The following is a 16,967-nucleotide window of genomic DNA, read 5'->3' on the forward strand; positions in this document are numbered from 1 at the left end:
ATAGCCCTTCAGACAAGATGCCGCCCTCAGGCGGCATCCGTCTTTGTGGGCCCGGGCTTGCCCGGCGTCTTCGCCAGCTCACCCACCACGCAGTTGCGCCCCGCCATCTTGGCCATGTAGAGACACTCGTCCGCCCGGTTGAGCAGCTCCTCGACGCTCTCCCCGCGCAGGGACAGGGTCAGGCCTATGCTCACAGTCACCTCCAGCAGTTCATCCGACGTCGGGCTCTTCACCAGCCGCGCCTCCACCGCCACCCTAAGTCGCTCTGCGACCCGTTTCGCCTGGGCCAGATCGGCGCAGTTGGGCAGCAGAATGGCAAACTCCTCGCCACCGTAGCGACCGAGCACCATGCCAGGCTCCAGCTGCTCCGCCAGGGTCGCCGCCACCTCTTTGAGCACGGCGTCCCCCGCCAGATGGCCGAAGCTGTCATTGATGCGCTTGAACCTGTCCAGATCCAGCAGCAGCACGGCAAAGGATGCCTGCTTGCGGATCATGGTGACCCTGGCCTTCTCGAGCTGTTTCATCAGCAGGCGGCGGTTCATCATGCCGGTCAGCTCGTCCGTGGTGGACTCCCGATAGAGCTGCAGCAGCATGTTGAGCTGACCGCACTGCACCCAGGCACTCGCCACCGTGAAGAGCCCCAGCAGCCAGACCTGGTTGAGGGTCTGCACGCTCAGCAGCGGCTGGCCCACCAGCAGCCAGTTGCCCGCCAGCATGGTGATCAGAATGCCCCCCGCCAGTTGCAGGCTGAGGGAGAGCGGTATGGGGAAGATGGCAAACAGGCTGATGAGCAGATAGGGGAAGGCCATGTAGCCCGCCTGCAGCTCCTGATCCGTCCCGAAGCTGTGCAGACAGATGAGGGAGAACAGCATCATCACCGCCATCAGGTAGCCCAGTGCCAGCCTCATGCGTTCGCGCTTGAAATGGATGAGATACGAAAGAGGGATCAGGGGAGAGAGGGCCAGCAGGCAGAAGATCCTGACCTGAAACAGTTCGTCAAACTGGGTGGCGGGCAGGGTCAGCCAATCCACCAGCGCCCAGGCGGGCAGCCCCACCATCAACAGGCAGGTGAGCAGGCGCAGACGCACCGTCATAAAGCCCATGCGGGTCAGGGTGAAATCTTCGGAGTGGGCACGGGCACTCCAGAACTCCGACAGCTTCAGCATCCAGAGCCTCCATTTTACAACTGAGGGCTCATTCTACACCGTCCCTCCCTGGATGCATCAGCATGTCCCCTATTTATAACGAGAACTGCCTCACACAAACCGGCGGATCATAATCGCCGCGCGCAAACGTTTCAACCCATCGAAAAATAAACCCTTTATTGCTCCAATTAGCGCTGGTCAGCCCAGGCTAAGCCACTAGAATAGCGCCCAATTTTCTCCCCCTCCCCACACTTAGAGGTATTTATGGAACAGGCTGCCGCCGTGCGTGCGACCCCAGAGACCCACCCCCCCAGGCGAGCCCACAGCGAACTCATCTACGGCATCGACGAAGTCCCCCCCCTGCCCCAGACCCTGTTCGCCGCCCTTCAGCACATGCTCGCCATGTTTGTCGCCATCATCACCCCTCCCCTCATCATCGCCAATGCCCTGGGCCTCCCGGCCGCCGACACTCGCTACATAGTCTCCATGTCCCTGGTCATGTCCGGCATCGCCTCCTTCATCCAGACCCGCCGCTTCGGCCCCCTCGGCTCGGGCCTACTCTCGGTGCAGGGCACCAGCTTCAACTTCCTCGGCCCCATCATCGCCTCCGGTCTCGCCCTCAAGCAGGCCGCCATGCCCACCGAGGATCTGCTGGGCACCCTGTTTGGCACCATGCTGGCGGCAGCCCTCACCATAGTGGTGATGAGCCGCTTCCTCCATCTGGTCAAGCGCATCATTACCCCCCTGGTGACCGGCATAGTGGTGCTGCTCATCGGCCTGACCCTGATCAAGGTGGGCCTCATCAGCATGGGGGGCGGTTATGCGGCCCTCTCTGACGGCAGCTTCGCCAGCCACAGCAACCTCTTCCTCTCCATGCTGGTGCTCGGCCTCATCGTACTGCTGCAGCGCAGCCGCAACCCCTGGCTGCGCCTCTCCGCCATCATGATTGCCATGCTGGCGGGCTACGCCGTCGCCCTGCTGCTGGGCAAGGTCAGCCCTCCCACCTTCGAGGGCCCCCTGGTGATGGTGCCCATTCCGCTTCACTACGGCATCGGCTTTGACTGGCAGCTGTTCGTGCCGCTCGCCATCATCTTCGTGGTGACGGCGCTGGAGGCCATAGGCGACATGACAGCCACCTCGGACATCTCGGGCGAGCCGCTGGACGGACCCGTCTACATGGCGCGGATCAAGGGGGGCGTGCTGGCCGATGGCGCCAACTCCATGCTGGCGGCTCTCTTCTCCACCTTCCCCATGTCCACCTTCGCCCAGAACAATGGCGTCATCCAGCTGACCGGGGTCGCCAGCCGCCACGTCGGCCTCTTCATCGCAGCCATGCTGGCCCTGCTCGGCCTCTTCCCGGCGGTCGCCAGCCTGGTGCAGCAGATCCCCGAACCCGTGCTGGGCGGTGCCACCATCGTCATGTTCGGCACCATAGCCGCCGCCGGGGTGCGCATCATCTCCCGCGAGGAGCTCGACCGCCGCGCCCTGATGATACTGGCGGTGTCGCTGGCCATGGGGCTGGGGGTCGCCCAGGTGCCCGAGGTGCTGCAGCACCTGCCGGAGCTGGCCAGAAGCGTGCTCTCCTACGGCGTCGCCACCGGCGGTATCACCGCCATAGTGATGAACCTGCTGCTGCCCAAGCGCGGCGGCGTACAGGCCTGACTCTCTCGTCAACAAACAGGTAGCGCCCCGCCGTGCGGGGCTTTACCTTGTTTACCGCCCCGGGTACTGTGCAGGGCAGCCTCTGCTCAGGATGCCCTTGATGCCCTATACCCTGCTTCCCCCCCTGCCCACCCGCCACACCCCGGATCAGATACTGGCCGAGGAGCAGCGCTGGCTGCGGGACTGTGCCCATGACGGCCTGCCCCGCGCCCACCTCTGGCAGGCGCCCCAATGCCTGATTGTCACCCGCAAGGACATGCGTCTGCCCCGCTATCAGGTGGCCTGCGAGCAGCTCGCCAGCGAAGGCTGGCCCGTCCATGTGCGCGACAGCGGCGGCACCGCAGTGCCCCACGGGGCCGGCGTCCTCAATCTCTCCCTGCTGCTGCCCCGCACCACCACGGATCTGGCTCACTACTACCGACTGCTGGGGGCGCCGCTGCTGGCCCTGCTGGAGGAGCATGGCCTAGAGGGGAGCTATGACTTCGTGCCCGGATCCTTTTGCGACGGCCAGTACAATCTGGTGATCGGGGGTCGCAAGATCACCGGCACAGCCCAGCGCTGGCTGGCGCCGGGCCAGGATCATGGCGGCGCCGTGCTGGCGCAAGCCATGCTGCTGGTGGCGGGTGATGTGGACGAGGGCACCCGGATGGCGAGCCGCTTCTACGAGCTGGCGGGCGGGGAGCTGCGTTTCATGGCAGGAACCTCCACCACGCTGGCAAGCTGCATTGGCTGGCTCGGTGGTGACCAGGCCTTGGTGGACAAGGTGCGAGCACGTCTGGATAGCCTGCTGAGCGAGGGGCCATCTCCCTCACCCTGACCCTCTCCCGGAGGGAGAGGGAAAACGCCCGTCCATGGAAATAACGCCGCGCACAAAAAAGCCACGACCCGAGTCGTGGCTTGTTCTTTTCAAGGCGAACGTGAAACGAGCTGAGGAGTTCAGGCCGTCTGCGGCTCCGGCTCGGCTTCACTATCCAGATCCCGGCTGAAGTAGGCCCGGGTCTCGGCGATCACCACGTGGCGCAGGCCGATGAGGCCGATGAGGTTGGGCACCACCATCAGGCCGTTGACGATATCTGCCAGGAGCCAAATCATGTCCAGATGGAGGAAGGCACCGCTCGCTACCAGCACCAGATAGATGAGGCGGTAGGGCTTGATCGCCTTGACCCCGAACAGATACTCGGTGCAGCGCTCGCCGTAGTAGTTCCAGCCGAGGATGGTGGTAAAGGCGAAGAACAGCAGCCCTATGCTCACCAGATACTGACCTATGTGGGCATCCAGCCCCTGGGCAAAGGCCTGGCTGGTCATGGCGGCGCCGCTCAAGTCCCCGCTCCACACCCCTGTCACCACCAGGGTCAGGCCTGTCATGGTGCAGATGATGATGGTGTCGATGAAGGTGCCTGTCATGGAGACCAGCCCCTGCTCCACGCACGAATCCGTCTTGGCCGCCGCCGCGGCTATGGGGGCCGAGCCCAGCCCGGACTCGTTGGAGAAGACCCCGCGCGCCACCCCGGACTGGATCGCCAGCATGATGCCGGCCCCGACGAAGCCGCCGGTGGCCGCATGGCCGGTAAAGGCGCTCTCGATCACCAGCATGACGGCATCGGGCAGCGCGCTGGCATTGTTCACCAGCACACCGGCACAGGCGAGTATGTAGAAGATGGCCATGAAGGGCACCACCTTGCTCGACACGCTGGAGATGGACTGGATACCCCCCAGGGTCACCAGGGCCACTATCAGGGTCAGCACCACGGCGGTCGCCTCACGGGGCACCGAGAAGGAGAGGCTCATGGCGTCTGAGATGGCGTTGACCTGGGGGAAGGTACCGATGCCGAAGAAGGCCACGCCTATGCCAAACAAGGCAAACAGCTTGGCCAGCGGCTTGGAGCCGAGCCCCTTCTCCAGATAGTACATGGGGCCGCCCGCCATCTGGCCGTTGGCATCCTGCTCGCGATACTTGACCGCCAGCAGACACTCGGCGTACTTGGTGGCCATGCCGAACAGGGCCGCCATCCACATCCAGAACAGGGCCCCGGGGCCGCCGAGCTTGATGGCGGTGGCAACCCCGACAATGTTGCCGGTACCAATAGTGGCGGAGAGAGCGGTGCAGAGGGCGGCGAAGCTGGAGACATCCCCCTGCTTGCCCTGGCCCTGATCGCGGCCAAAGACCAGCTTGAGGGCGAGCGGCAAGCGCACCACCTGAAGCAGACCCAGACGCAGGGTGAGATAGATACCGGTCCCGACCAGCAGGATCAGCAGGGGCGGCCCCCAGACAAAGCTATCGATGGCGGCGAGCGCCGATTGAATTGATGACATGCATCCTCCTTAAAAAACAACGATTAAGGAGGAGAAGGATGATCTTCCCATAGGTGTCGCGATCCCCAGAGGCGATCGGATGCGGGCCAAGAACGTGTTCACACTCTTACTGCGAGGCCGTGATCAAGGCTCATGCGCTGCTCGGAATCCTCACGTATGTCTATACGCTCCGGTTCCTGCGCTGCTCTTTACCTTGCTGACGACCTCTCGTTACAGATCGTGAACAGTTCCAAGCTCAGGTACAACCATCCCATCCCCTCTGTCCTTTTGCCTGAGAGTTTCCGGCGCCAGCCAGCCCTTGCGGGTCGTCATGGTGCCTTGCTCCTTCGGCGCCCGATCTAACGGGTCTCTCCAGAGTATCGTCCAGTAGCAGTCCACACCGGTTGCCCGGTACCTGAAAGATTCACTTCTTCGGTGGATGGTCCCCCATCGCTCTCCTGCTACCTTCATCCGAACTAGTTTGGATTAGGAAGCGGGCATGTTAATCCAAAAAATGTGAGCTGTCTCCCACTCGGCCGGCCTCAGCGCCGCTTTTTTCTGCCCCGGCCATGAGCGGAACACATGTTAAATGTTCGTTAACTATCAATAGCTTATGAGGACATCTCTGCCAATGGCGCGCACAAGCAGGGACAGACTTCTCCATATCAAGATGATGTTTCGTCTCGACCAGAAATACTTGCCAACATATCCAATCAAAATGCTTGCACACAAACTCAATAAGTCGATAATCCCGCGCATAACTAAGCACTTTGCAAGGGAGTTATGCATTGTGCCTGGTCGGTCCCTCCGGACCACTCGCCTGAGCCGGCCGTCGCCGGTTCAATCGCATATGGCTTGGGCATATCACGCCCCCTAAGGATGATCAAAAGAGAATGAACGAGACCCTGGTCGCACAAGATTACCGTCAGCTGGTTGAACAATTTGGCTCCCCCCTGCTGCTGCTCGACAAGGCAGCCGTCCGCAAACAGTATCGGGCCCTGGCCGCCGCCCTGCCCGATGTGCGCTTGCATTATGCACTCAAGCCCCTGCCCCATGAGGCCGTGGTCTCTGTCTTGAAGGAAGAGGGGGCCTGTTTCGATCTGGCCACCAATGGCGAAGTGGATCTGGTGCGCAGCCAAGGGGTTCGCCCGGGACGCTGCATTCACACCCATCCCATCAAGCGCGACAGCGACATCCGTTATGCGCTGGAATTCGGCTGCACAGTGTTCGTCTATGACAACCCGCTGGAGCTGGAGAAGTTCCTGCCCTACAAGGATGAGGTCAAGCTGCTGCTGCGCGTCAGCTTCCCGAATCCCGAGACCAAGGTCGATCTCTCCAAGAAGTTCGGCTGCACCCCGGAGCAGGCACTGCCGCTGCTGCAACTGGCCCAGGCCAAGGGGATCAAGGTGATGGGGCTGTCGTTCCACGTCGGCTCCCAGGTGCCGCACGCCCGTCGCCACGTGCAGGCCATCGACGCCTGCCGCGAGATCATGGAGCAGGCCTGGGATCTGGGGCTCAAGCCCTGGGTGCTGGACATCGGCGGCGGTTTCCCGGTGGATTATGATGGCGGCGAGTTCGACATCGACGGCTTCTGTGCGCCGATCCGCGCCGCGCTGGCCAAGCTGCCCGCCACAGTGCAGAAGATTGCCGAACCGGGCCGCTTCATCAGCGCGCCAGCCATGACCTCGGTGTCCAGCGTGATGGGCAAGGCCCACCGCGGCGACAAGATCTGGTACTACCTGGATGACGGCCTCTACGGCAGCTACAACGGTCAGCTCTATGACCACGTCACCTACCCGGTGAGCACTCCCTACGCCCAAGGCCCGCTGCACAATGCCGTGCTCTCCGGCCCCACCTGCGACAGCGTGGATGTCATTCGCGACGGCATCATGCTGCCGGATCTGGCCATCGGCGAGCTGGTCATAGGCCGGGTGATGGGGGCCTACACCTGGGCGTCGGCCTCCACCTTCAACTTCTTCCCCAAGGCGAGCATCCTCATTCTGGACAGCGCCCAGAAGCAGAAACTGGTGGCGGTGGCCTGAACGCTTTGACCACGCCAGCAGCATAGAGAAGGGGAGCCATTGGCTCCCCTTCTTGTGTGCATGGTCGTGCCTGCATCAGAACTGGCTGGTCAACAGCCAACCTGTATAGGCGACGAAGATGCAGAGCAAGATGCCCCCTTCCACCCTGTTGATGCGGCCCTGTCCCTTGCGCCCCAGGCACATCACCAGCAGCAGCAGGGTCAGCCCCATCATCAGGCTCCAATCGCGGGAGAGCACCGCAGGATCCACATCCAGGGGCGCTATGCCGGCGGCTATGCCGACCACCGCCAGGGTGTTGAACAGGTTGGAGCCGAGCACGTTGCCGAGGGCCAGATCGTGCTCCTTCTTCTTGATGGCCATCAGGGAGGAGGCGAGCTCAGGCAGCGAGGTGCCCACCGCCACTATGGTCAGACCGATGACCAGGTCGCTGATGCCGAATGCCTGGGCTATGGTCACCGCGCCCCACACCAGCAGGCGTGAAGCGCCGACCAGGAGTACCAGGCCCACGATCAACCAGAAGATGGCTTTCTTGAGCGGCATGGCTTCGCTGTCGATCTCCACGTTCACATCTTCGTCCAGGGCGTCTCCCTTGCCCTTGATCCCGGTCCAGATGGACCAGCCCAGCAGTACGATAAAGACGCCACCCAAAATGAGCGCATCGCCACGCCCCAGGTGACCATCGATGAGCAAGGCACCGGTCAGCAGGGTGATGCCGAGCAGTATGGGGATCTCCTTGCGCACCACCTGGGAAGAGACGGCAATGGGGCTGATGAGGGCTGTCAGACCGAGAATGAGGGCGATGTTGGTGATGTTGGAACCATAAGCATTGCCCAGGGCCAGGCCCGGGTTACCCTGCATGGATGCCAGGGCCGAGACCACCATCTCGGGGGCCGAGGTACCAAAACCGATGATCACCATGCCGATCAAGAGCGGCGGCATGCCGGCATAACGGGCGGTGGCGGCGGCGCCGTCCACAAATTTATCCGCACTCCAGACCAGCAACGCCAGTCCGGCAATCAGGGCAACAAATGCCAGGGTCATATTCTTCCATCTCATCGGCTGCAAACACGAGAGCCAGGGGTCAGCCTGGCTCCATCCAAAGGTGGCTCAGTGTAGCGAGCCGCCTTGCTATTTCAAGCTGAAATCAAACGATGATTAACAATTCACAAGGCGGCCAGCAGACTCTGCGCATCAGACACCTCGAACTTGCCGGGAGCCTCCACGAACAGCTGCTCGACCACGCCGTCATTGGCGATCAGGGCAAAGCGCTGGGCACGCAGACCGCCGAAGGCGCCTGTCTCCTTGGCAAGGCCCAGTGCCCGGGTCCAGCTGCCGCCGCCATCCGCCAGCATGGTGATGGCGTCGGCATTCTGGGCAGCCTGCCACGCCTTCATCACGAAGGCATCGTTGACCGAGAGACAATAGAGGGCATCGACGCCCTTGGCCTTGAACTGATCCGCCAGCACCACATAGCCCGGCAGATGGGCGTTGGAGCAGGTGGGGGTGAAGGCCCCCGGCACCGCGAACAACACCACCTTATTGCCCGCAAACAGGGCCTGGCTGTCTTGTACCTGCTTGCCCTCGGCGGTGATAAAGGTAAATTCCCCCGCAGGCAGGGATTGTCCGACCGTGATCATGTTGTCTCGTCCTTAAGTGACTGAAAGAGGCCCAGTCTACTCCAACCCGGAAAGAGACGACACCGGCTCTCCTGTCGCCGCCCGCACCTCGCCCTTATTGCGAGCGCCGTGCCTGCCAGGTGGCCATAACGAACAGGGAGTTCAACCTGCATTCGGCGGCCCGCACCTCGCCTTTACTGCAAGCGCCGCGCCTGCCAGGTGGCGATGGCGAGCAGGAAACCCAGGGGGAACTCGACGTCTCACGTCGCTCCCTCACCCGTGCCGCCGTGCCTGCCAAGTTGCGATGGCGAGGAGGGAATCCGGCGTGAACTCGGCGGCCCGTTCGGCTATCTCGGCCAGGCTCATCCAGTGCACCTCGCTCACCTCCTCAGCCTGGAGTTGCAGCGGCCCCTGATATTGGCAACTGAACAGACCGCCCCAGACCCGATAGCTTCCCCCGCTCGCCTCCCCCTCGGCGTAGAAGGTGCCGAAGTCGTGCAGGGGCACATCAAAGATACCCAGCTCCTCGGCCAGCTCGCGCCGGGCGGAAGGCTCCATCGCCTCCCCAGTGGTCACCACGCCACCGGCGCAGGCGTCCAGCATGCCGGGGCAAAAATCCTTGCTCGGGGTGCGCCGCTGCACCAGGATTCGACCGGCCTCATCGAGCACCAGGATGTAACTGGCGCGATGGCGCAAATTTTCCTGACGCACCCGGGCGCGCTCGGCCACCCCGATCACCCTGTCCTGCTCGTCTACTACGTCCACCCACTCCACGTGCGGTCCCTTTGTCCATACAGCGATGGCCGCAGTATATCGGGGCCGGGGCCAGGGACGGCACTACTTTTTCAACGCCGGGAACAGGACGCCAGCCCGCCATAACAAGGATTCATACAAACCTTTATAAAATGTCACATCAGTGTCACGGTGAGGCGGCATAGTGTGCCCTGTCCAAACAACAGGGTGTCTTGCCATGAAGGTGTTCAAGCAGTTGTCTCCTCGTCGAATTGCCCGCTATATCAAAAGCTTCCATCACGGCAGCTTCATGGTCGAGGCACTGGGACGATTCGAGTTTCAAGGGGGAGTCATCGATGTGAAGACGCTGGACTGCCGTCAGGCGCTGAGCCTGGCCCGGCAGATCAATCTGGCCGTGCGCGATCTGCGCACTACCACCCTGTTGCCGGGCTGACATACTCCTTTCCGTTTGTAGTCTGCTTTCATGCATGTCTTTGCCCGCCGCTCACCGAGCGTGCGGGCTATTTTCCATGGGACGGGCCGCGTCTTATCCTCATCAGTGCTGCAGGATCTGGGAGAGAAACAGCTTGGTCCGCTCCGACTGGGGATGGTCGAAGAACTGGTCCGGTACGTTCTCCTCGATGATCTGGCCGCGGTCCATGAAGATCACCCTGTCCGCCACCTGCTTGGCAAAGCCCATCTCGTGGGTGACGCAGAGCATGGTCATCCCCTCGTGGGCCAGCTCCACCATGACATCCAGCACCTCGCGCACCATCTCGGGATCCAGCGCTGAGGTCGGCTCGTCAAACAGCATCACCTGGGGATTCATGCAGAGACTGCGGGCGATGGCGACCCGTTGCTGCTGGCCACCAGAGAGCTGGCCCGGGTACTTGAGGGCCTGCTCCGGGATCCTGACCCGGCGCAGAAAGGTCATGGCGATCTCCTCGGCTTCCTTGCGCGGCAACTGCTTGACCCAGATGGGGGCCAGGCAGCAGTTCTCCAGCACCGTCAGGTGGGGGAAGAGGTTGAAGTGCTGGAACACCATGCCCACCTCGCGGCGCACCGTCTCTATGTTCTTGAGATCCGAGGTCAGGGCCGTGCCCTTGACCAGGATGTCCCCGCTCTGATGCTCCTCCAGCCGGTTGATGCAGCGGATCATGGTGGACTTGCCCGAGCCCGATGGCCCGCAGATGACGATCTTCTCCCCCCTGCCAACCTGCAGATTGATGTTGCGCAGCACATGAAACTCACCGTACCACTTGTTGACGTCCTTGAGTTCTACCACAGCGTCCGTTTTCATCTCGAAACTACTCCTAATGCTTGTGACCGGTGTTGAGTTTGCGCTCCAGATAGATGGAGTAGCGGGACATGCCAAAACAGAACATCCAGAAGATCATGGCGATAAACACATAGGCCTCGGTGGAGAAGCCCAGCCAGGCCGGATCCGCCAGCGCCACCTTGGAGATGGCCAGCAGATCGAACAGCCCTATGATCAGCACCAGGCTGGTGTCCTTGAACAGGGAGATAAAGGTGTTCACCAGGGAGGGAATGGTGATCTTGAGGGCCTGGGGCATGATGACCAGTCCCATCACCTTCCAGTAGGAGAGCCCCAGCGCCTCACCCGCCTCGTACTGCCCCTTGGGGATCGCCTGCAGCCCCCCTCTGACCACCTCGGCCACATAGGCCGCCTGGAACAGAATGATGCCGATGAGCGCCCTCAGCAGCTTGTCGAGCTCCACCTCGCTGGTCATGAACAGCGGCAGCATGACGGAGGCCATGAAGAGCACTGTGATGAGCGGCACAGCCCGCCAGAACTCGATGTAGACAGTGGAGAGACTGGAGATGACCGGCATGTGGGAGCGGCGCCCCAGCGCCAGCAGGATCCCGAATGGCAGGGCAACCACTATGCCCACCACCGCCAGCACCAGGGTCAGCATCAGGCCGCCCCAGCGGTTGGTTTCCACCACCTCGAGACCCGCCCCGCCGTGGATCAGCACGAAGGCGATGACAGGGAACACCAGCAGGGTGAAGAGCGCCAGCCAGCCCTTGCGCGGAGTACGCGGCCAGATCAGCAGCGCCAGCAGCACGGCCAGACCGGCGAAGGCCAGATTGATGCGCCAATACTGGTCGGCCGGGTAAAAGCCGTAGAGGTATTGCCCCAGGCGGCTCTCGATAAAGACCCAGCAGGCACCACCCTGCACGCAGTCGGCACGGCTGCTCCCCTGCCAGTTGGCGGAGAAGATAGCCCAGTCCAGCGCCGACCAGAGCAGTGGCAGCAGCAGATAGGCCAGCACCAGGGTCAGCAGGCCGTTCCACCAGTTGGGGAAGAGGTTCTGCCTGATCCAGGCGACCAGCCCCCGGCGATGATTGGGAGGCGGCAACGCCTCCTGCAACTCGTTCACAAACATGACAGCTCCCTAGCGCTCGACCAGCGTCATCCTGCGGTTGTAGATGTTCATCAGGACTGAGGTGGTGATACTGATGATGAGATAGACCCCCATGGTCATGGCGATCACCTCGATGGCCTGCCCGGTCTGGTTGAGGGTGGTGCCCATGAACACAGAGACCAGATCCGGATAACCTATGGCGGTGGCCAGCGAGGAGTTCTTGGTGAGGTTCAGATACTGGCTGGTCAACGGGGGAATGATGACCCGCATCGCCTGGGGAATGACCACCAGCCGCAGCGTCTTGGTGGGCGAGAGCCCGAGGGCGGAAGCGGCCTCGGTCTGCCCCTTGCTGATGGCCAGTATGCCGGATCTCACTATCTCGGCGATGAAGGCCGCCGTATAGATGGTGAGCGCCAGCAGCAGCGCCGCGAGTTCGGGCAGTACCGTCAAGCCGCCCCGGAAGTTGAAGCCTTGCAGTATGGGCACACTCCAGGAGAGCGGGCTGCCTGCCAGCAGGAAGGCGATGGCGGGGAGCAGGATCACCAGAGCGGCCACACAGCGCCAGAACGGGAAGATCCTGCCGGTCAGCGCCTGACGGCGCCTTGCCCAACGGCTCAGCCCCCAGCTCAGGACGACTGCCAGCAGCAGGGCACAGATCACATAGCCAAATCCCTCTTCAAACAAGGGTTTGGGCAGATAGAAGCCCCGCACGTTCAAGAAGGCGAGCCCTCCCAGCTCCACGCTCTCACGGGGAGACGGCAGGGTGCGCAGCACCGAGAAGTACCAGAAGAAGATCTGCAGCAGCAGCGGAATGTTGCGAAAGGTCTCTATGTAGACGGTGGCTATCTTGGCCACCAGCCAGTTGCGGGACAGGCGCGCTATCCCGAGCACGAAACCGAGCAGGGTGGCAAACAGGATGCCGAGCACCGAGACCAGCAGGGTATTGAGCAGGCCGACCACGAAGGTGCGACCGAAGGTATAGGTCTCGTCGTAGGGGATCAGGCTCTGCAAGATGCCGAACCCGGCGGTGTTGCCCAGAAAATCGAAACCTGTGGTGATGCCACGGGTTGCCAGATTGGTCAGGGCATTGTTGATGATGTAGAACAGAAACGCGAGAACGGCCGCAATGGCCAGGCACTGGAAGATCTGCGCCCGCACCTTAGCGTCATACCACCAGCGGCCCTGTTCTTTCCTATGGTTTGATGCTTGTATCGCCATGAGGATGACTCCGACAAAGCCAGGGCAAGGGGGAAATGGGGGGCCAGGCCCCCCGACTGCAGTCTATTTAGCGGATGGGCGGGGCATACATCAGGCCACCCTTGTTCCAGAGCGCGTTGATGCCGCGGTCGATCTTGAGGGGGGAGCCGGCGCCGACGTTGCGATCGAAGGACTCGCCGTAGTTGCCGACCTGTTTGACTATGTTGTAAGCCCACTTGTCATCCAGCCCCAGCACGGCGCCCTTGGGCTCTTCCAGCCCCAGCAGGCGACGGATGTCCGGGTTGGTGGATTTGAGCATCTCGTCCACGTTGGCGCTGGTCACACCGGCCTCTTCGGCGTTGAGCATGGCGTAAAGACTCCATCGCACCACCTTGAACCACTGCTCGTCACCCTGGCGCACAGCCGGGCCCAGCGGCTCCTTGGAGATGACCTCGGGCAGCACCACGGCATCCTCCGGCTTGGTCAGCTTGATCTTGAGGGAGTAGAGCTGGGATTGATCCGAGGTCAGCACGTCGCAACGCCCCGCCTCGAAGCCCTTGACGGTCTGATCCGAGGTGTCGAACACCACTGGGGTATATTTCATGGCGCCATTGGCGCGGAAGTAATCCGCCAGGTTGAGCTCGGTGGTGGTGCCGGACTGGATGCAGACGGCGGCCCCGTCCAGCTCCTTGGCGCTCTTGACGCCCAGAGACTTGTTGACCAGGAAGCCCTGACCATCGTAGTAGTTCACCCCGGCGAAGGTCAGGCCCAGCGAGCCGTCCCGGGTCAGGGTCCAGGTGGTGTTGCGCGACAGCAAGTCCACTTCGCCGGATTGCAGGGCGGTGAAACGCTCCTTGGCGGTGAGGGAGACATACTTGACCTTGCCGGCATCCCCGAGCACGGCCGCGGCGACGGCCCGGCACACGTCCACGTCCAGCCCGGTCCAGGTGCCTTTGGCGTCCGGGTTGGAGAACCCGGGCAGGCCATCACCGACCCCGCACTGCACGAACCCCTTCTTCTTCACGGCATCCAGAGTACCCTCTGCCCAGACATTGGCTGCCGCCAGCGACAGCACTATCACCATACCCGCCTTGTGTATCTGCTTCATGTCACTCTTCCCTGTGGTTTGATTCGAATTGGCACCCAAACCGAGCAAGATGCCATCGTTTCCCTGCTTTTTTGCAGCTTATCCAGCGCCTTAAAAACCTGTCAATCGGTGCAACCCGGCACAACAGTGGTGCAACAGCACAAAATGTTCGCGCGGGGCGATATGCACTCTCAGAATCAAAAGTAGACCCTTATTCACCAAATAGCCTGCTGTTAAAAGCCATTCCCACTGTGAGGATTATTTTCACAAAAAAATGGGACGCACCGGGATGGGGCAGCGAAATCGGACTCCAACTGACTCATCAGGCTCACTTTTCTCTCGGCAAGCCCCAACACGGGTGGAAGTGAACAAATATTGGGCGGCGTCGATCTGGTGCTATGGCGGGGGGATAATCAGGTACCAAGAGGAGCCTTCTGGCGGGAAGCGAGGCCGGGATAAGGGGCCTCAAGTTCGGGGCACCGACCCGAGGTCGGTACGCGGCTCAACCGCCGCGGGGACCGTCTTCAATCTCGGTGATGACGCCGTTTTCGACGGTGACGAACTGCATGAATTCGCTCCTGCCAAAGTTGTAGGTCCAGCGCTCGGCATACTTGACCGTCATCCGCGCCCCGAAGCCGTTTTCCTCGTAGCGGGTCAGATCCTCCTTGAGCATCGGCTGACCGCAGCGGATCAGCAGCTCGGCCGTGGTGTCCCCCTCGGTGAGCAGGGCACTCTTGCAGCGCAGGGTGCCGGCATCCACCGGCAGCGTCGCCACCAGCAGCAACCACAGTATTGGCTTCATTTTGCGCTCCATTTGAATAATGCCGCCCCTAGCGTGATGCACACCAGGGCAAACACCATGACCTGGGCCAGCATCCCCGCCACCGCCTGCCAGCCCGCCCCTTCCAGCATGACGGCGCGGGCCGCCTCTATGATCTGGCTAAGGGGCAAGCGGGCTGCCACGGCCTGCAACCAGGGGGGAGACCCTTCCAGCGAGAACCAGACGCCGGATAAGAACATCATGGGCAAGCTGATGAGATTGAGCAAACCGCTCGCCAGCTCCTCGTTCTGAATGCGGGCGGCGATGAGCAACCCGAGGGAGGCCATGGCGGTCCCGCCGACCAGGGCGATGAAGAGCAGCAGCCAGCCGGAGCCGAGCAGGGGCACATCCAGCAGCCAGTAAGCCACCAGGAAGACCAGCAGGCTCACCACCAGGGTGATCAGCACCCGCGACAGCAACTGGGCACAGAGAAACTCGGCCGCCGACAGCGGGGTCGCTCGCAAGCGCTTGAGCACACCGTTCTTGCGATAGCGCACTATGACGAACCCGACCCCGAACAGGCCGGAAAACATCAGGTTCATGCCGATCACCCCGGGCAGCAACCAGTCGCCATAGCGGATGGCCCGTCCGCTCTGGGCCTCTCTTTGCAAGGGCTCCTGCACCGCCTGGCGCAGCAGGTATTCGGCCATGGCCCCCTGGGGGGCGTCCGGGTTGACCCAGTAGTGGCCGCGCGCCGGTGACAGCAGCAAGTCCAGCTGATGGTGGCGCACCTTGAGGACGCCTCTCGCCTCGTCGTCATAGGGGATGAGCTTGAGCAGCGGGATATGGGTCAGGGGCTGATAGGCCGTCGTCAGCTCCCCCACCACCCCTATCTGCACCAGCGGCTTGGGAGGGCCGGAGAAGATGAGGGAGAAGCCGATCACCAGCAAGAGCGGAAAAAGCAGGTTCCAGACCAGGGCCGCCCTGTCGCGCACGAATTCCAGGGTGCGGGCGTAAAAGAGCGCACCTATGCGCTTGAATGCTCCCTTCATGTTCCCCTCCTCGGGCTCGAACCCCGTCGAGATAACAAGGCTTGCGGGTAACAGAGCGCGACGACACTGCGCTTGATGGGATTTTTCATGCGCCGCTCCGGAGGCTGTGGCCGGTCAGGTGCAGGAAGAGATCTTCCAGATTGGGGGAGCGCACCTGCATGCCGGTCAGCGGTACCCCCAGGCTCAGCAGCCGTGGCAGCAAGGCCGCCACGTCGGGGCAGTTCAGCTCCACCTGGTCCCCGTGGGGCAGCAGCGGATAACCCAGGCTGGCGAGGGCCGGGTGATCGGCCAGGCGCACCAGCACGCCGTCGAAGTGCCTCGCCAGCAGGGCCGCCGGCGTGTCCAGGCTGAGCAGATGACCGTGATCCACTATGGCGATGCGGTCGCACAGTTGCTGCGCCTCGTCCATGTAGTGGGTGGTGAGCACCACCGTCTTGCCCTGGGCCTTGATCGCCTCGATCCGCTGCCAGAAGTGGTGACGGGCCTGGGGATCCAGCCCTGTAGTGGGTTCGTCCAGAAACAGCAGTTCGGGGTCGCCGAGCAGGGCCAGGGCCAGCAGCAGGCGCTGACGCTGGCCGCCGGAGAGCTTGCGGCTGTCCCTGTCGATGAACTCGCCAAGGGCGCACAGCTCGATGAGCAGCTCCCGTGGCAGGGGGTTGGGATAGAGGCTGGCGAACAGGCGCAGGGTGTCGCGCACCGTCAGAAAATCCTGCAGCGCCGTGTGCTGGAACTGGATGCCGATGCGGGAGCGATAGTCGGGGCCGCGGGGGGCGCCATGAAACAGGATCTGGCCGCTGTCCGGGGTGAGGATCCCCTCGAGCAGCTCTATGGTGGTGGTCTTGCCCGCCCCGTTCGGACCAAGCAGGCCGAAACAGCTACCGGCGGGAATGGCAAAGCTGAGTCCGTCCACCGCCCTGACACCGGGAAAGTGCTTGATGAGATCGACGACTTCAATGATGGCAGCCATGGCCTGTCTCCCTGGGTGGCCGAGAGTG

At 62.4% G+C, this 16,967-nt stretch carries 16 protein-coding genes and 1 riboswitch; of the genes, 4 read left to right on the top strand and 12 right to left on the bottom strand.

What is annotated here, in order from left to right; translation table 11 throughout:
- Positions 1–26: 26 nt before the first annotated feature.
- Positions 27–1,166, bottom strand: coding sequence for a diguanylate cyclase (locus AB5Y91_RS17600; RefSeq protein WP_111909983.1), 1,140 nt, complete (start codon positions 1,164–1,166; stop codon positions 27–29).
- 243 nt (positions 1,167–1,409) lie between these two features.
- Here AB5Y91_RS17600 and AB5Y91_RS17605 point away from each other — a divergent pair, with 243 nt between their 5' ends.
- Positions 1,410–2,807, top strand: a complete 1,398-nt coding sequence (locus AB5Y91_RS17605) for a nucleobase:cation symporter-2 family protein (RefSeq protein ID WP_368170397.1) — start codon at positions 1,410–1,412, stop codon at positions 2,805–2,807.
- Positions 2,808–2,907: 100 nt separating this feature from the next.
- The gene (locus AB5Y91_RS17610; RefSeq protein WP_368170398.1) at positions 2,908–3,624 is read left to right on the top strand and encodes a protein ligase; all 717 of its coding nucleotides are present in this window, start codon (positions 2,908–2,910) and stop codon (positions 3,622–3,624) included.
- Positions 3,625–3,743: 119 nt separating this feature from the next.
- Here the strand turns inward: AB5Y91_RS17610 and AB5Y91_RS17615 are convergent, their stop codons facing one another.
- Complete coding sequence (locus tag AB5Y91_RS17615) at positions 3,744–5,120, bottom strand: alanine/glycine:cation symporter family protein (protein ID WP_368170399.1); 1,377 nt, start codon at positions 5,118–5,120, stop codon at positions 3,744–3,746.
- A 249-nt stretch (positions 5,121–5,369) separates the two neighbouring features.
- A riboswitch (glycine riboswitch) is annotated at positions 5,370–5,485 on the bottom strand.
- Positions 5,486–5,992: 507 nt separating this feature from the next.
- Here AB5Y91_RS17615 and AB5Y91_RS17620 point away from each other — a divergent pair.
- Positions 5,993–7,141 (top strand): type III PLP-dependent enzyme, encoded by a 1,149-nt coding sequence (locus tag AB5Y91_RS17620; protein ID WP_163153472.1) that lies wholly within the window; start codon positions 5,993–5,995, stop codon positions 7,139–7,141.
- A 75-nt stretch (positions 7,142–7,216) separates the two neighbouring features.
- Here the strand turns inward: AB5Y91_RS17620 and AB5Y91_RS17625 are convergent, their stop codons facing one another.
- The 3 genes from AB5Y91_RS17625 to yfcD form a co-directional block, all read right to left on the bottom strand.
- Complete coding sequence (locus AB5Y91_RS17625) at positions 7,217–8,182, bottom strand: calcium/sodium antiporter (RefSeq protein WP_111909978.1); 966 nt, start codon at positions 8,180–8,182, stop codon at positions 7,217–7,219.
- A gap of 122 nt (positions 8,183–8,304) precedes the next feature.
- Entirely contained in the window at positions 8,305–8,778 is a 474-nt protein-coding gene (locus AB5Y91_RS17630) for a peroxiredoxin (protein WP_368170400.1), read from the bottom strand.
- Between the two features lie 252 nt (positions 8,779–9,030).
- The gene (gene yfcD / locus AB5Y91_RS17635; protein WP_368170401.1) at positions 9,031–9,531 is read right to left on the bottom strand and encodes an NUDIX hydrolase YfcD; all 501 of its coding nucleotides are present in this window, start codon (positions 9,529–9,531) and stop codon (positions 9,031–9,033) included.
- A gap of 196 nt (positions 9,532–9,727) precedes the next feature.
- Between yfcD and AB5Y91_RS17640 the strand changes: the two genes are divergently transcribed.
- Positions 9,728–9,943, top strand: a complete 216-nt coding sequence (locus tag AB5Y91_RS17640; protein WP_163136583.1) for a DUF1107 family protein — start codon at positions 9,728–9,730, stop codon at positions 9,941–9,943.
- 102 nt (positions 9,944–10,045) lie between these two features.
- Here AB5Y91_RS17640 and AB5Y91_RS17645 read toward each other — a convergent pair whose 3' ends face one another.
- From AB5Y91_RS17645 to AB5Y91_RS17675, 7 genes are all read right to left on the bottom strand, one after another.
- Positions 10,046–10,789, bottom strand: coding sequence for an amino acid ABC transporter ATP-binding protein (locus AB5Y91_RS17645; protein ID WP_005328952.1), 744 nt, complete (start codon positions 10,787–10,789; stop codon positions 10,046–10,048).
- Between the two features lie 13 nt (positions 10,790–10,802).
- Positions 10,803–11,897 (bottom strand): amino acid ABC transporter permease, encoded by a 1,095-nt coding sequence (locus AB5Y91_RS17650; protein WP_368170402.1) that lies wholly within the window; start codon positions 11,895–11,897, stop codon positions 10,803–10,805.
- A gap of 9 nt (positions 11,898–11,906) precedes the next feature.
- On the bottom strand, positions 11,907–13,094 hold the full coding sequence (locus AB5Y91_RS17655) for an amino acid ABC transporter permease (RefSeq protein WP_234571033.1): 1,188 nt from the start codon (positions 13,092–13,094) through the stop codon (positions 11,907–11,909).
- A 67-nt stretch (positions 13,095–13,161) separates the two neighbouring features.
- The gene (locus AB5Y91_RS17660) at positions 13,162–14,181 is read right to left on the bottom strand and encodes an amino acid ABC transporter substrate-binding protein (protein WP_106886125.1); all 1,020 of its coding nucleotides are present in this window, start codon (positions 14,179–14,181) and stop codon (positions 13,162–13,164) included.
- Between the two features lie 481 nt (positions 14,182–14,662).
- Positions 14,663–14,962 (bottom strand): DUF2845 domain-containing protein, encoded by a 300-nt coding sequence (locus AB5Y91_RS17665; protein WP_139438182.1) that lies wholly within the window; start codon positions 14,960–14,962, stop codon positions 14,663–14,665.
- A complete protein-coding gene (locus tag AB5Y91_RS17670) occupies positions 14,959–15,972 on the bottom strand; it encodes an ABC transporter permease (protein ID WP_368170403.1) in 1,014 nt (337 codons plus the stop codon). Before AB5Y91_RS17670 ends, AB5Y91_RS17665 begins: the two co-directional genes overlap by 4 nt.
- Positions 15,973–16,057: 85 nt before the next feature.
- Positions 16,058–16,939 (bottom strand): ABC transporter ATP-binding protein, encoded by an 882-nt coding sequence (locus AB5Y91_RS17675; RefSeq protein WP_111909971.1) that lies wholly within the window; start codon positions 16,937–16,939, stop codon positions 16,058–16,060.
- Positions 16,940–16,967 lie beyond the last annotated feature (28 nt).

The organism is Aeromonas sp. R4-3 (genome assembly GCF_040908275.1).
Taxonomy (GTDB): Bacteria; Pseudomonadota; Gammaproteobacteria; order Enterobacterales; family Aeromonadaceae; genus Aeromonas; species Aeromonas rivipollensis.